The sequence below is a fragment of the Caballeronia sp. LZ035 genome, from assembly GCF_031451175.1.
Taxonomy (GTDB): Bacteria; Pseudomonadota; Gammaproteobacteria; order Burkholderiales; family Burkholderiaceae; genus Caballeronia.
Genome location: NZ_JARUXS010000001.1, coordinates 2392126 through 2406009, shown reverse-complemented (window position 1 = coordinate 2406009; position 13884 = coordinate 2392126). Strand labels below are relative to the sequence as shown.

Annotated in this window: 15 protein-coding genes; 6 read left to right on the top strand and 9 right to left on the bottom strand. The window is 63.8% G+C overall.

Features of this window, described 5'->3' with window-relative positions:
• Positions 1-22: 22 nt before the first annotated feature.
• The 7 genes from QCE88_RS11300 to QCE88_RS11270 all read right to left on the bottom strand — a co-directional run bounded on the left by QCE88_RS11300 (position 23) and on the right by QCE88_RS11270 (position 5103).
• Positions 23-595 carry a diacylglycerol kinase gene (locus QCE88_RS11300; protein WP_309901850.1) on the bottom strand — a complete coding sequence of 191 codons (573 nt, stop codon included), beginning with the start codon at positions 593-595 and terminating at the stop codon, positions 23-25.
• Complete coding sequence (locus tag QCE88_RS11295; protein WP_309901848.1) at positions 592-1620, bottom strand: glycosyltransferase family 1 protein; 1029 nt, start codon at positions 1618-1620, stop codon at positions 592-594. Before QCE88_RS11295 ends, QCE88_RS11300 begins: the two co-directional genes overlap by 4 nt.
• Before the next feature lie 46 nt (positions 1621-1666).
• On the bottom strand, positions 1667-2674 hold the full coding sequence (locus QCE88_RS11290) for a UDP-2,3-diacylglucosamine diphosphatase (protein WP_309901846.1): 1008 nt from the start codon (positions 2672-2674) through the stop codon (positions 1667-1669).
• Positions 2675-2741: 67 nt separating this feature from the next.
• Positions 2742-3263, bottom strand: coding sequence for an RDD family protein (locus tag QCE88_RS11285; protein ID WP_309901844.1), 522 nt, complete (start codon positions 3261-3263; stop codon positions 2742-2744).
• 7 nt (positions 3264-3270) lie between these two features.
• Positions 3271-4032: a DUF3106 domain-containing protein gene (locus QCE88_RS11280; protein WP_309901842.1), complete on the bottom strand. Its 762-nt coding sequence runs from the start codon at positions 4030-4032 to the stop codon at positions 3271-3273.
• Positions 4033-4090: 58 nt separating this feature from the next.
• Entirely contained in the window at positions 4091-4543 is a 453-nt protein-coding gene (locus QCE88_RS11275; protein WP_309901839.1) for a DUF3619 family protein, read from the bottom strand.
• On the bottom strand, positions 4540-5103 hold the full coding sequence (locus QCE88_RS11270) for an RNA polymerase sigma factor (RefSeq protein ID WP_309901837.1): 564 nt from the start codon (positions 5101-5103) through the stop codon (positions 4540-4542). Before QCE88_RS11270 ends, QCE88_RS11275 begins: the two co-directional genes overlap by 4 nt.
• A gap of 455 nt (positions 5104-5558) precedes the next feature.
• On the opposite strand from QCE88_RS11270, the gene QCE88_RS11265 reads away from it, so the two are divergent.
• The 6 genes from QCE88_RS11265 (at position 5559) to QCE88_RS11240 (ending at position 11172) form a co-directional block, all read left to right on the top strand.
• The gene (locus QCE88_RS11265; protein WP_309901835.1) at positions 5559-7322 is read left to right on the top strand and encodes an acetolactate synthase 3 catalytic subunit; all 1764 of its coding nucleotides are present in this window, start codon (positions 5559-5561) and stop codon (positions 7320-7322) included.
• A gap of 110 nt (positions 7323-7432) precedes the next feature.
• Positions 7433-7924, top strand: a complete 492-nt coding sequence (gene ilvN / locus QCE88_RS11260; protein ID WP_008341906.1) for an acetolactate synthase small subunit — start codon at positions 7433-7435, stop codon at positions 7922-7924.
• 87 nt (positions 7925-8011) lie between these two features.
• On the top strand, positions 8012-9028 hold the full coding sequence (ilvC, locus tag QCE88_RS11255) for a ketol-acid reductoisomerase (RefSeq protein WP_309901833.1): 1017 nt from the start codon (positions 8012-8014) through the stop codon (positions 9026-9028).
• A gap of 106 nt (positions 9029-9134) precedes the next feature.
• The gene (locus tag QCE88_RS11250) at positions 9135-9779 is read left to right on the top strand and encodes a phosphatidylserine decarboxylase (protein WP_309808878.1); all 645 of its coding nucleotides are present in this window, start codon (positions 9135-9137) and stop codon (positions 9777-9779) included.
• A gap of 12 nt (positions 9780-9791) precedes the next feature.
• On the top strand, positions 9792-10658 hold the full coding sequence (pssA, locus tag QCE88_RS11245; protein ID WP_309901831.1) for a CDP-diacylglycerol--serine O-phosphatidyltransferase: 867 nt from the start codon (positions 9792-9794) through the stop codon (positions 10656-10658).
• Between the two features lie 4 nt (positions 10659-10662).
• Positions 10663-11172: an AAA family ATPase gene (locus QCE88_RS11240; RefSeq protein ID WP_309901829.1), complete on the top strand. Its 510-nt coding sequence runs from the start codon at positions 10663-10665 to the stop codon at positions 11170-11172.
• Between the two features lie 69 nt (positions 11173-11241).
• On the opposite strand, the gene QCE88_RS11235 is transcribed toward QCE88_RS11240, so the two are convergent.
• Positions 11242-11997 carry a glycine zipper 2TM domain-containing protein gene (locus QCE88_RS11235; RefSeq protein ID WP_309901827.1) on the bottom strand — a complete coding sequence of 252 codons (756 nt, stop codon included), beginning with the start codon at positions 11995-11997 and terminating at the stop codon, positions 11242-11244.
• 281 nt (positions 11998-12278) lie between these two features.
• On the bottom strand, positions 12279-13805 hold the full coding sequence (gene lysS / locus QCE88_RS11230; protein ID WP_309901824.1) for a lysine--tRNA ligase: 1527 nt from the start codon (positions 13803-13805) through the stop codon (positions 12279-12281).
• Positions 13806-13884: the final 79 nt, after the last annotated feature.

Here is a 13884-nt window from a genome sequence, read left to right as displayed (position 1 = left end):
ACGCCGCACGGCAGTCCCTCCGTTACACGATACGCGCGAACCACGCGGATGCAAGCGGCCAGAGAATCAGCCCCCAGGTGATCAGGCAGGTGCCGAGCGCGACCATCACGGCCGCGCTGCCGAGATCCTTCGCGCGCTTCGAGAGTTCGTGACGTTCGAGCGAGATGCGGTCGATGGCCGCCTCGACGCTCGAATTGAGCAACTCGACGATCAGCACGAGCAACACCGAGGCGATCAGCCCCGCGCGTTCCACCGGCGCGACCGGCACGAACAGGCTGCACGGCAACAGGATCGCGGCGAGCGTCAGTTCCTGGCGGAACGCGCTCTCCTCGCGAATCGCGACCTGGAAGCCGTACAGCGAGTTTTTCATCGCGTGCCACGCGCGCGTCACGCCGCGATTGCCCTTGTACGGGTTGAAGGGCAGGTCGTCGGGGCTCAGGGGTTCGCGGGTCGGTGCGCTTGCACCATTCACGCCGTTCACGCCGTTGACCGGGTTCAACGTGTCGTCCGGGTCATCGTCGATCTCGTCGTCGAACGGATCGCGCGCGGACGCGTTGGCTTCAGCATGTTCCCGCGGCGCCGCGCGTCGCGTCATGCGGCCGCCTGCTCGGAGGTCGCGCGCGGTCCGAAATGACGCAGATGCGAGGCGAACTGCTCCGACGCCGCGCGCCATGAGAAGCGCTCGGCCCACGCGCGCGCATCGCTACGCTCGATCTTCAGCGCCTGCAAACAGGCTTCGCGCAGGTCGTCGTTCAGCGCGCCCGGACCTTCCGTGCCGAGCACGTCGATCGGACCCGTCACCGGATAGGCCGCGACCGGCGTGCCGCAGGCCATCGCTTCGAGCAGCACGAGGCCGAAGGTATCGGTGCGGCTCGGGAACACGAAGACGTCGGCGGCGGCGTAGACCTTCGCCAGTTCCGTCTGCGACAGCACGCCGAGATAGTTCACGTTGGTGTACTTCGACTTCAGTTCGGCGAGCGCCGGACCTTCGCCCGCCACCCACTTCGAACCGGGCAGGTCGAGCTTGAGAAAGGCCTCGACGTTCTTCTCCACCGCCACGCGTCCGACATACAGGAAGATCGGCCGCGCGGTGTTGAGGACCTTCGAATCCATCGGCTGGAAGATCTCGAGATCCACGCCACGCGTCCACAGCACCACGTTCGTGAAGCCGTAGTGTTCGAGGTCGCTGCGCACCACCGGCGTGGGCGCCATGACCGCCTGCGACGGCTTGTGGAACCAGTGCAGGAAGCGATACGTCAGCGCCAGCGGAATGCCGAAGCGCGCTTTCACGTACTCGGGGAAACGGGTGTGGTAAGCGGTCGTGAAGGGCAGCTTGTGACGCTTCGCATAGGCGCGCGCGGCGAGACCGAGCGGGCCTTCCGTCGCGATGTGCAGCGCGTCCGGCTCGAACGCGTCGATGCGCTCCGCGACGCGGCGGCCCGGCATCAGCGAGAGGCGGATTTCAGGGTACGTGGGGCAGGGAATCGTCCGGAATTCGAGCGGCGTGAGCAACTCCACGCGATGTCCCAGCGCGGTGAGTTCCTTCGTCGTCTGCGTGAGCGTGCGCACGACGCCGTTGACCTGCGGCTGCCATGCGTCGGTAACGATCATGATTTTCATCGGTTCGGCCCTGGGTTGGTGTCGCTTGAAGGTTTCGGCGCAGTGTTCAGACCGTCGCGCGCGCCCGCGTGGCGCGTTGCGAAGGCGAGCGCATGACGGTCCAGTAGACGATCTTCAGTTCACCGTCGTAAGTCTCGACGAGCGCCGACAGGCTCTCGACCCAGTCGCCGTCGTTGCAGTACAGGACGCCGTCGATGTCGCGAATCTCGGCCTTGTGGATGTGTCCGCAGACGACGCCGTCGCAGCCGCGGCGGCGCGCTTCGTCGGTCATCACTTTTTCGAACTGGGAGATGAAGTTGACGGCGTTCTTCACCTGGTGTTTCAGGTATTGCGACAGCGACCAGTAATTGAAGCCGAGTTTCGTGCGCACGCGATTGAACCAGCGGTTCAGGAGCAGGATCATCGTGTAGGCGGTGTCGCCGAGATAGGCGAGCCACTTCGCATGCTGGATCACGCCGTCGAAGAGATCGCCGTGAACGATCCACAGGCGCTTGCCGGCGAGCGTCGTGTGGAACGCTTCGCCGCGCACGTGAATGTCGCCGAACGCGAGGTCGCAGAACTGGCGCGCGGCTTCGTCGTGATTGCCGGGGATATAGATGACCTGGGTGCCCTTGCGCGCCTTGCGCAGGATCTTCTGCACGACGTCGTTGTGCGCCTGCGGCCAGAACCAGCCCTTGCGCAACTGCCAGCCGTCGATGATGTCGCCGACCAGGTACAGGTACTCCGACTCGTGATGACGGAGGAAGTCGAGGAGATAGGGCGCCTGGCAGCCGCCCGAACCCAGATGGATGTCCGACAGCCAGATGGTGCGATAGCGTTGGGGCGCGTCGGTGGAGTCGTCGTCGTCATCGTGACGGGAAGACGCGAGACGCGGATCGACCGGGCTCGACGACGCGCCCGATGATGCGGAGGGCGGTGAGTCGGTGGATTCGGAGCGCAGGGTGGGCCCGGCGCGCAGCTCGCCGTTGCCGAAGCGAAAAGGAGACGATGTCAGTTCAACAGGCGGATCGATTGCCGGGCGGACAGACGAGGTGTAGGCCATTGGCTCGCGCATCGGGTTTCGGTATGCGCATTGCGCCATGCGGCCATGACCGAGCCGTGACAGTCACGAGAAGTTCTTATTACTTGACAGCCGCCTGGGCCGTGACGATGCGGGTGCCGGCGAGCCGGTCGTGCAGGAACTGACGCGCCGGATCGAGGCGCACGGCGGCGGCCCACAGCACGATCCACGCGGCGAAGACGGCGAGCGTCTGGGGCACGGCGAGGGAGAAGAGCGGATGCAGCGCGAGCGGCGGCAGGAACCAGAGCCACGCGAGCACATAGCGCACGAATGCGCGCGCGGGCCGAAGAGGCTGACCGCGCGTATCGACGAGCTTGAGACGCCAGGTTTTCATTGGCAGCGTCTGGCCGCCGTGGGTCCAGAAGTACACGAAATACGCGGCGAGCACGATGCCGATCCACGCCATCAGCCAGTTGTGATGCGTGAGGCCGTTGCGTTGCTGCGTGAGTGTGCTGAACAGATAGCCGGCGATGAACACCACGCCGAACAGGATGACGCTCTCGTAGAGCATCGTGGCGAGCCGGCGGCGCAGCGTGGGCGCGCGCAGCGGGTCGGCGGCGGGGATCACGGGCGGGGCGCTCACGAGCCGCTCACGAGCCGTTGTACATCGAGGGCGCCTGTTGTGGCGATACCGGAATCGGCGTGGCCGGCACGATGCTCGCGGCATTCGGAATGGCCGGCTGAACCGGCGCGCCGGACGCGGGCGCCGCCATGCCGGGCGCCGCACCCGAACCGCCTTCCGCGTGCGCGCCGGCATGACCCTGCTCGCGCGCGGTGACGATCCGGTTGATGTCCTTCACTTCGGTCTTGCCGGTGGGCGGCGCGGAGACGACGTTGCCGCGGCGCGTGCGCTCGGTCGCCGCCAGCTTTTTCTTCTGCTCCTCGGACAGCTTCTGGTAAGCATCCCAGGCCTTCTCGCGCTTCTCCAGCGGCACCGATTTCGACACCTGGTAGTTCTCGCGCGCGACCTTGCGCTGGTCGGGCGTGAGTCGCACCCACTCTTCCATGCGCTGATGCAGATGCTTCTGCGCATCCGGCGACATGCGATGAAACCGCGAGGCGATCTTGAGCCACTTCTGCTTGCGTTCGTCGGAGAAGGAATCCCACTGCGTGGCGAACGGCGCGAGCGCGACGCGCTGGGCGTCGGTCAGATGATTCCAGGAAAGCGGGCTCGTGGAGGCAGCCGCAGCGGCGCTGCCATCCGGCGACGTGGCCGAACCGCCGGCCGGCGCGGCCGCAGCCGAAGGCGCGGCGGGAGTGGCGGAGTAGAAGCGCGGATAGGTTGCGGCGAACGCGACCAGTCCCGCAATCGCGCAACCAAAGACAATCGCGAGACCGCGCTTGTAACTCACCCGAAAATTCCCCCGCTTGGTTCAGTGCTGCTTGGTTCAGTGCTGCTTGGTTCAGTGCTTAGTGATTGCGCGTCAGATACGCGTTGAAGCCGTGGTCCAGATAGGCGTCGATGGGCAGGCTGTCGCTCATCATGGCGGCGTCGATCTCGGCCAGTTCGGCGCGGCGCTGCTGGTCTTCCCAGTACGCGATGCCGGCGATGCCGATGATCAGGGCCGCCAGCGGCCACGCAAGCCCGAGACCGCCCAGCCGCGCGAACAGGCCACGCGCGGGCGGTTCCTCGCCGGAGCCGCCCGTGGTGAACGTAGCGCCCGCGCTGGCGAAGGCCGGCGTGAACGCGGGCGCGCTGACGGCCACCGCCACCTTCTCGGGCTTCTTGCGGGCGATTGCCGCGCGGCGGGCGTCCCGCAACCGGTCGACGGTGGCAGCGGGAAGGCTGGCGGTGTTTTCGTCGAGCGCGCGGGCGATCTTCAGCGCGAACTCGTTTTCCTTCGTTTCAAGTGCGGAACTCATAGCGTGATCCCTTTGGCTTTCAGGGCTTGAGCGAGAGCGTGCGTAGCGCGGGAGCAATGTGTCTTCACGCTGCCCTCGGAGCAACCCATCGCGGCGGCCGTCTCGGCGACATCCATATCCTCCCAGTAACGCATGAGAAAAGCTTCTCGTTGACGTGCGGGCAGTTTCTGGATTTCGGCGTCGATCAGATTGAGGACCTGCTCGCGCTCCAGCTGGTTCTCGCTGCTTTCGCTGCCGACCGCGCCGTCTCCGGATTCGAAGGTTTCGAGCGGGTCGAATTCGTCGTCGTCGGCGTTGCCGAAGGACGAAAACAGGCTGATCCAGGTGTTGCGCACCTTCTGGCGACGAAAATGATCGTGCGTCGCATTCTGGAGAATACGCTGGAATAAAAGCGGAAGCTCGGAGGGTGGCCGGTCGCCGTACTTTTCGGCCAGCTTGATCATCGCTTCCTGGACGACGTCCAGCGCCGCGTCGTCATCGCGAACGGTGTACACGGTCTGCTTGAACGCGCGTCTTTCGACGCCCGCCAGGAAGTCGGCGAGTTCCTTGTCTGAGGCCATCCGTTGGGACCCGGCGCAACGAATCTGCGTTCGAAGTTGCGTCAGGATTGCGTCGGTGAGGGATCGTGGAGTTCTGGGAAAACCTGCGAATCCTAGCAAAGTTTCGTGCAATTCGGCGGTTTCGGGATGTTTTGTTGCGGTTCTTGACGCTCGACCGGTGGTTTGCGCGTGCGGCGGGAACAGTGGCCAGCGCGCCGATTGCGGCACGATAAGCGGACATATGCGACAGGCTTGAAAGATTCTGGCCAGCGCGCGGCCAGAATGGAAACTTTTTACTTGACCCGCCCGTTGCGCCGCTGTTACATTTTCTGACTCGCATCATCCAGTGAAATGTCTGCTTTGAGGCGAGCCCAAGAAGCACGCCTGTCAAACCTAGACGCGCCGCTTGAACCCGAGCCATAAGCCCGGCAGAGAGCACCCGATCAATTTTTTGCCGAAAATTCGAAAGGTGATGAATGAACATGCCCAGCGCGGAATTCTCCACGTCGGATACGACCCCCTCTCCAGAAGCTGACTCCATCGGCGGCACCGTGCTCATGCGCGCCCTGGCCGATGAAAACGTCGAATTCATCTGGGGCTATCCCGGCGGCTCGGTACTCTACATCTACGACGAGCTGTACAAGCAGGACCAGATCCAGCACATCCTCGTGCGCCACGAGCAGGCCGCCGTCCATGCCGCCGACGCGTATTCGCGTTCCACCGGCAAAGTAGGCGTGTGTCTCGTGACTTCCGGCCCGGGCGTCACCAATGCCGTCACCGGCATCGCCACGGCCTACATGGATTCCATTCCGCTCGTCGTCATCAGCGGCCAGGTGCCCACCGCGGCCATCGGCCTCGACGCTTTCCAGGAATGCGACACCGTCGGCATCACGCGTCCGTGCGTGAAGCACAACTTCCTCGTGAAGGACGTGCGCGACCTGGCGGAAACCGTCAAGAAAGCCTTCTACATTGCCCGTACCGGCCGTCCCGGCCCGGTGCTGATCGACATTCCGAAGGACGTGTCGAAAGCGCCGTGCAAGTACGAGCCGGTCAAGAGCGTGTCGCTGCGTTCGTACAATCCGGTCACCAAGGGCCATTCCGGCCAGATTCGCAAAGCGGTGCAGTTGCTGCTGTCGGCGAAGCGTCCGTACATCTACACCGGCGGCGGCATCATCCTGGCCGACGCGGCGCGCGAACTGAACCAGTTCGCCGACCTGCTGGGCTACCCCGTCACCAACACGCTGATGGGCCTCGGCGGCTATCGTGCCTCGGACAAGAAGTTCCTCGGCATGCTCGGCATGCACGGCACGTACGAAGCCAACATGGCGATGCAGAACTGCGACGTGCTGATCGCCATCGGCGCGCGCTTCGACGACCGCGTGATCGGCGACCCGAAGCATTTCGCCTCGTCGCCGCGCAAGATCATCCATATCGACGTCGATCCTTCCTCCATTTCGAAGCGCGTGAAGGTGGACATTCCCATCGTCGGCGACGTGAAGGAAGTGCTGAAGGATCTCATCGAGCAGTTGCAGCACGCGGAGCACGGCCCGGACACCGCCGCGCTCAAGTCGTGGTGGGACGAGATCGAAGGCTGGCGCGCGAAGGATTGCCTGGCCTACGACCGCAAGAGCGAGATCATCAAGCCGCAATACGTGGTCGAAAAGCTCTGGGAACTCACCGACGGCAACGCCTTCGTGTGCTCGGACGTCGGCCAGCATCAGATGTGGGCCGCGCAGTTCTATCCGTTCAACAAGCCGCGCCGCTGGATCAACTCGGGCGGCCTGGGCACGATGGGCTTCGGCCTGCCGGCGGCGATGGGCGTGAAGATGGCCTATCCGGACGACGAAGTGGTCTGCATCACCGGCGAAGGCTCCATCCAGATGTGCATCCAGGAGCTCTCGACGTGCAAGCAGTACAACACGCCCGTCAAGATCATCTCGCTGAACAACCGCTATCTCGGCATGGTGCGCCAGTGGCAGCAGATCGAATACAAGAAGCGCTATTCCAGTTCGTACATGGACGCGCTGCCTGACTTCGTGAAGCTTGCCGAAGCGTTCGGCCACGTCGGCATCCGCGTCGAAAAGACCGCGGACGTCGAGCCGGCGCTGAAGGAAGCACTGCGTCTCAAGGATCGCACTGTATTTCTCGACTTCCAGACCGATCCCACCGAAAACGTATTCCCGATGGTGCAGGCAGGCAAAGGCATCACGGAAATGCTGCTCGGGTCTGAGGATCTCTAACGCGGGTTTGTCTCGCGAGGCTCGTGCGCGCCTGTCTTCACAAAGGACATGCGCGGCGCGCGGGTTTTTCGGGCAGGCGCCATTCTGGAAACACATCGGGAAACATGAACATGAAACACATCATCTCCGTTTTGCTGGAAAACGAACCGGGCGCGTTATCGCGCGTCGTGGGGCTGTTTTCGGCACGCGGCTATAACATCGAAACGCTGACGGTGGCGCCGACCGAAGACAGCTCGCTGTCGCGGCTGACCATCGTCTCGATTGGCTCGGACGACGTGATCGAACAAATCACGAAGCACCTGAACCGCCTGATCGAGGTGGTGAAAGTGGTCGACCTGACAGAGGGCGCCCACATCGAGCGCGAGCTGATGCTCATCAAGGTCAGGGCGGTCGGCAAGGAACGCGAAGAGATGAAGCGCATGGCGGACATTTTCCGCGGCCGCATCATCGACGTGACCGAGAAGACCTACACGATGGAACTGACCGGCGCGTCCGACAAGCTCGACGCGTTCATCCAGGCGCTCGACGCCACGGCGATCCTCGAAACGGTTCGCACGGGCAGCTCCGGCATCGGCCGGGGCGAGCGCATCCTCAAGGTGTAACGGCGGGTGTAGCGGCGCGGTTCATCTCTTCAGCAGCACACGTAGCGCAACCTATTTCAACGCATCATCAGGACTCAAGGAACCACCATGAAAGTTTTCTACGACAAGGACGCCGACCTCTCCCTCATCAAGGGCAAGCAAGTCACCATCATCGGTTATGGCTCGCAAGGCCATGCACACGCGCTGAACCTGAAGGAAAGCGGCGTGAACGTGACGGTCGGCCTGCGCAAGGGCGGCGCATCGTGGAGCAAGGCCGAGAACGCCGGCCTCAAGGTGAAGGAAGTGGGCGAAGCCGTGAAGGGCGCGGACGTCGTCATGATGCTCCTGCCCGACGAGCAGATCGCCGAGGTGTACAAGAACGAAGTGCACGCCAACGCCAAGCAAGGCGCAGCGCTGGCCTTCGCGCACGGCTTCAACGTGCACTACGGCCAGGTGATCCCGCGCGCGGACCTCGACGTCATCATGATCGCGCCGAAGGCCCCGGGCCACACCGTGCGCGGCACGTACCAGCAAGGTGGCGGCGTGCCGCACCTGATCGCCGTGGCACAGGACAAGTCGGGTTCGGCACGCGACGTCGCGCTGTCGTATGCGGCGGCCAACGGCGGCGGCCGTGCGGGCATCATCGAAACGAACTTCCGTGAAGAGACCGAAACCGATCTGTTCGGTGAGCAAGCGGTGCTGTGCGGCGGTACGGTCGACCTCATCAAGGCCGGTTTCGAAACGCTGGTGGAAGCCGGCTACGCGCCGGAAATGGCGTACTTCGAGTGCCTGCACGAACTGAAGCTGATCGTCGACCTGATCTATGAAGGCGGCATCGCGAACATGAACTACTCGATCTCGAACAACGCCGAATACGGCGAGTACGTGACGGGTCCGCGCATCATCACCGAAGACACGAAGAAGGTGATGAAGGAAGTCCTGAAGGACATCCAGACCGGCGAGTACGCGAAGAGCTTCATCATCGAGAACCGCGCCGGCGCGCCGACGCTGCAATCGCGCCGCCGCATCACGGCCGAGCACCAGATCGAGCAGGTCGGTGCAAAGCTGCGCGCGATGATGCCGTGGATCGCGAAGAACAAGCTGGTCGACCAGTCGAAGAACTAAGGTCTTTCGCCAGTCACGCTTCTTGCTGCATCAAAAGCCGTCCGGACGCCCTTGGCGCCGGGCGGCTTTTGTTATCCTACGGTTTTAAAAAACACAGAACCCGTTCATGAACTATCCTCATCCGATCATCGCCCGCGAAGGCTGGCCGTTCATCGCCATCGCGGCTGTCGTCGCCATCCTCGTGCAGGCGATGGGCGGCCTGGGCTTCGCCTGGATCTTCTGGCTGATCGTGATTTTCGTCGTCCAGTTCTTCCGCGATCCGGCGCGTCCCATTCCCTCGCAGGCCAACGCCGTGCTGTGCCCGGCCGATGGCCGCATCGTCGCCGTGGAAACCACGCACGATCCGTATGCCGGCCGCGAAGCGCTCAAGATCAGCGTGTTCATGAACGTGTTCAACGTGCACTCGCAGCGTTCGCCGGTGGATGGCGCGATCACCAAGGTGCAGTACTTCCCGGGCGCGTATCTGAACGCGGCGGTGGACAAGGCATCCACCGAGAACGAGCGCAATGCCGTCGTGCTGCAGACGGCTGCCGGTCACACGGTGACGTCGGTGCAGATCGCCGGTCTCATCGCGCGGCGCATCCTGTGCTACGTGCATGTCGGCGAGCCGCTCACGCGCGGTCAGCGCTACGGTTTTATCCGCTTCGGCTCGCGGGTCGATGTCTATCTGCCGGTGGGAAGCCGTCCGCGCGTGTCGATTGGCGAAAAGGTTTCGGCCTCGTCGACGATTCTCGCCGAGTTCGCGGAATAACGCGGAGGTTCCATGGCGGCATTCAAACCACGCCGTAATCGCGTGTCCGGCGCTTCGCCGCGCGCGTTCCGCCGCAACAAGGCCGTGCAGGACGTGGGCGCGGTCGAAACGCGCCGCGCCAAGCGGCAGCAATTCCTCAAGAAGCGCGGCATCTATCTGTTGCCGAACGCTTTCACCACGGCCGCGCTGTTCTGCGGCTTCTTTGCCGTCGTGCAGGCGATGAACGTGCGCTTCGAGATCGCGGCCATCGCCATTTTTGTCGCGATGGTGCTCGACGGCATGGATGGACGCGTCGCCCGCATGACGCACACGCAGAGCGCGTTCGGCGAACAGTTCGACAGTCTTTCGGACATGGTGTCGTTCGGCGTCGCGCCGGCGCTCGTGATGTACGAATGGGTGCTGAAGGACCTGGGCCGCTGGGGCTGGCTCGCAGCATTCGTGTATTGCTCGGGCGCGGCGCTGCGGCTCGCGCGCTTCAATACGAATGTCGGCGTCGTCGACAAGCGCTTTTTTCAGGGCTTGCCTTCGCCGGCGGCGGCGGCGCTGATTGCCGGCTTCGTGTGGCTCGCCACCGATAACCGCGTACCGCTCAAGCTCGTGTGGCTGCCGTGGGTGGCGTTCGCGCTCACCATCTACGCAGGCGTCACCATGGTGTCGAATGCGCCGTTCTATAGCGGCAAGGCGCTCGACGTGCGCTATCGCGTGCCGTTCGCCGGCGTGCTGCTGGTGGTGGTGGCGTTCGTGCTGGTGTCGTCGGACCCGCCGGTGATGTTGTTCTGCCTGTTCGTGTTGTATGGCCTCTCGGGCTATATCTGGTGGGGGTATCTCGCAATGCGTGGCCGGCCGAACCCGGCACGCAGTTCGCAGCGGGATCATTGACGCCGTGCTGATCGTGTTTGCCGGCTTGCCGGGGGCAGGGAAGAGCACGATCGCCGCGGAGCTCGCGAAGCGGCTTCGCGCGGTGTACGTGCGGATCGATTCCATCGAGCAGGCGATCCGCGACTCGGGTGGTCTGCCGAATGGCGCCGATATCGGACCGGCGGGCTACGTCGCCGCTTGCCGGATCGCGGCCGATAACCTGCGCGCAGGACTGACGGTGATCGTCGATTCGGTGAATCCGCTGAACCTCACGCGCGATGCGTATCGGGAGGTCGCGCGGCAGGCTGGCGCGACGTGTCTCGACATCGAGGTTGTGTGCTCGGACGTGGCGCTGCATCGGTGCCGAGTGGAAACGCGCGTCGCGACCGTGCCCGGCCTCAAGCTGCCGACCTGGGATCAAGTCGTTAAGCGCGACTACGAAGCGTGGGATCCGCCGCCGCTGCGGCTCGACACTGCGCATTGGACGGTCGCGCAGTGTGTAGAAGAGGCGCTGGCCGCTGTGTACCGAACGTGAGGGCGCCAAATGCGAAAAAGGCGATGGACCCATAGTCCATCGCCTTTTTTCACGCCCGCGTGGCGCGGATCAACCCGCGACCAGCGTGCCGTTCTCGACTCGCACGCGCTGACCCTGGCCAAACGGCGGCGCGTTCTTGTAGGTGAAGTAGCGCGTGTGGCCGTTCTCCATGCGCACGCGGACCGAATAATCGGTATCGCTGCGGACGTGCTTCTCGACCGAGTTGCCGGCAAGACCGCCGCCGAGCGCGCCGAGCAGGGTCATCGCGGTACGTCCGCCGCCGCGTCCGAACTGGTTGCCGACCACGCCACCTGCCACCGCGCCGCCGACTGCGCCAATCCCCGTACCATGGCCTTCGTGCTTGACCGCCGAGATGGCTTCGACGGTGCCGCAAGTCGAGCAATAGGCCGGATGTTGCGGCGGTTGCTGCGCGTAGGAGGGTTGAGCAGGCTGTGGTTGTTGCTGGGCGGCCTGTTGAGCCGCTTGCTGCTGGGCGGCTTGTTGCGCGGCCTGCTGCTGCGCTGCTTGCTGAGCGGCCTGCTGCTGAGCAGCCTGCTGCTGCGCTGCGGCCGATTGCTGCGCCGGGCTGGGCGCGGCCGAATCGACCACAGGCTGCTGCGCGACCGCAGCCGTTTGCGTTTGCGGATTCTGCGCCGAGTTGCTGCTTGCCTTCGGGAAGAGTCCCGTCATGGCCGCCGTGGCCACGAGGCTGGCGACGATCACCGCGCCCGCTGCCGTCGCGACAAGCGGATGCAAACGCCGCTGCTGCGGCTGCGCGCCGCTCGAAGCGGGCGAGGTGCTGAGTTTATTGGTCCCGTTATCCATTTTCTGAACCTCCTCTCGAGGCGAAGTGTCGCGGCCAGAGCCGACTGTTACGGCTGATTGTCGGGCAAACCCGGATTTTTCGCTTTTTCGGGTTGTAACAATTTCCCGGAATCGCACGGCGTGAAGAAAAGCACAACCGATGCCAGCCTGAAAGGCCTTCAGCAAAAGGACAGCTCGGGACAGTGCCTTGAAACTTTTACCCGCAGTAACAGAAAAAGCGTTCAGACGAAAAAAAGCGCGCCCGCAAGGGGCGCGCTTCGCGACCACAAAAGCAAAGAGAATCAGTCTTCGCGACGCAGATGCGGAAACAGGATCACGTCACGAATGCTGGGGCTGTCGGTGAGCAGCATGACCAGACGGTCGATGCCGATGCCGCAACCGCCTGTCGGCGGCATGCCGTATTCGAGCGCGCGGATGTAATCGGCGTCGAAGTACATGGCTTCCTCGTCGCCGGCATCCTTTTGGTCGACCTGCTTCTGGAAGCGCGCGGCCTGGTCTTCCGGATCGTTCAGCTCCGAAAAACCATTCGCGATTTCACGCCCTGTGATGAACAGCTCGAACCGCTCGGTGATGCCCGGCACAGAATCCGATGCGCGCGCAAGCGGCGACACTTCGATCGGGTAATCGACGATATAAGTCGGTTCCCACAATTGCGATTCCGCCGTCTCTTCGAACAGCGCGAGTTGCAGCGAACCCACTCCGGCGTTCAGGAAGGCAGGCTGATTCGGATCGACGCCGAACTTCTTCAGCTCCGTACGCAGGAACGCGCCGTCCGACAACTGCGCGTCGGTGTACTGCGGCGCGTACTTCTGAATAGCCTGGCTGATCGTCAGCCGATGGAACGGCTTGGCCAGATCCAGTTCGCGCCCTTGATAGGTGATGGTCGCGGTGCCGAGCGCGTCGATGGCCGCCTGGCGGATCAGCTGTTCGGTGAAGTCCATCAGCCAGCGGTAATCCGTGAACGCTGCGTAGAACTCCATCATCGTGAATTCCGGATTGTGACGCGGCGACACGCCTTCGTTCCGGAAGTTACGGTTGATCTCGAACACGCGTTCGAAGCCGCCGACGATCAGCCGCTTCAGATACAGCTCCGGCGCGATGCGCAGGAACATCTGCATGTCAAGCGCGTTGTGATGCGTGACGAAGGGCTTGGCCGCCGCGCCGCCCGGAATCGGGTGCAGCATCGGCGTTTCGACTTCCATGAAGTTGGCCTGCGCCATGAAATTGCGGATCGACGTGACGGCCTTGGTACGCGCCATGAAGGTCTGGCGCGATTCCGGCGTGACGATCAGGTCCACATAACGCTGACGATAGCGCGTTTCCTGGTCGGCGAGGCCATGGAACTTGTCCGGCAGCGGACGCAGGGCCTTCGACAGCAAGCGCAACTCCGTGCAGCGCACCGACAATTCGCCCTTGTTGGTGCGGAACAGCACGCCCTGCGCGGCGATGATGTCGCCCAGGTCCCACTTCTTGAAGGCGTCGTAGGTCTCGGCGCCGACGTCGGCGGGCGTCACGAAGAACTGGATCTGGCCGCTGCCGTCCTGAACCGTGGCAAAGCTCGCCTTGCCCATCACGCGCTTGAGCATCATCCGTCCGGCCAGCGCGACGGGCAGGGGATTCGCTTCGAGCGCGTCCTTGTCGGTGTCGGCGTAGCTGGCTTGCAGCGCAGCGGCCTGGTGCGTCGGGCGGAAGTCGTTCGGATAGGCGACGCCCTGCTCGCGTAGCGCGCGCAGTTTCTCGCGCCGCTCGGCCATGATCTGGTTTTCTTCCAGTTCGGGAGCGACGCCCGGTTGAGTCGGTTCGGTCATGATGGTGTGGCTTGTGTATGAGGCAAAGGCGCGGCGCAGTGAAACGAACCCGGCGCGGCCAGAAGGCCGCGCCGTCCGG

Coding starts and splice junctions, on each gene's coding strand:
- QCE88_RS11275 (WP_309901839.1), bottom strand. CDS start 4,543: ATGAGTTCCGCACTTGAAACGAAGGAAAACGAGTTCGCGCTGAAGATC.
- pssA (WP_309901831.1), top strand. CDS start 9,792: ATGGCGGCATTCAAACCACGCCGTAATCGCGTGTCCGGCGCTTCGCCG.
- QCE88_RS11235 (WP_309901827.1), bottom strand. CDS start 11,997: ATGGATAACGGGACCAATAAACTCAGCACCTCGCCCGCTTCGAGCGGC.
- QCE88_RS11265 (WP_309901835.1), top strand. CDS start 5,559: ATGAACATGCCCAGCGCGGAATTCTCCACGTCGGATACGACCCCCTCT.
- QCE88_RS11300 (WP_309901850.1), bottom strand. CDS start 595: ATGACGCGACGCGCGGCGCCGCGGGAACATGCTGAAGCCAACGCGTCC.
- QCE88_RS11250 (WP_309808878.1), top strand. CDS start 9,135: ATGAACTATCCTCATCCGATCATCGCCCGCGAAGGCTGGCCGTTCATC.
- QCE88_RS11295 (WP_309901848.1), bottom strand. CDS start 1,620: ATGAAAATCATGATCGTTACCGACGCATGGCAGCCGCAGGTCAACGGC.
- lysS (WP_309901824.1), bottom strand. CDS start 13,805: ATGACCGAACCGACTCAACCGGGCGTCGCTCCCGAACTGGAAGAAAAC.
- QCE88_RS11290 (WP_309901846.1), bottom strand. CDS start 2,674: ATGCGCGAGCCAATGGCCTACACCTCGTCTGTCCGCCCGGCAATCGAT.
- ilvN (WP_008341906.1), top strand. CDS start 7,433: ATGAAACACATCATCTCCGTTTTGCTGGAAAACGAACCGGGCGCGTTA.
- QCE88_RS11270 (WP_309901837.1), bottom strand. CDS start 5,103: ATGGCCTCAGACAAGGAACTCGCCGACTTCCTGGCGGGCGTCGAAAGA.
- ilvC (WP_309901833.1), top strand. CDS start 8,012: ATGAAAGTTTTCTACGACAAGGACGCCGACCTCTCCCTCATCAAGGGC.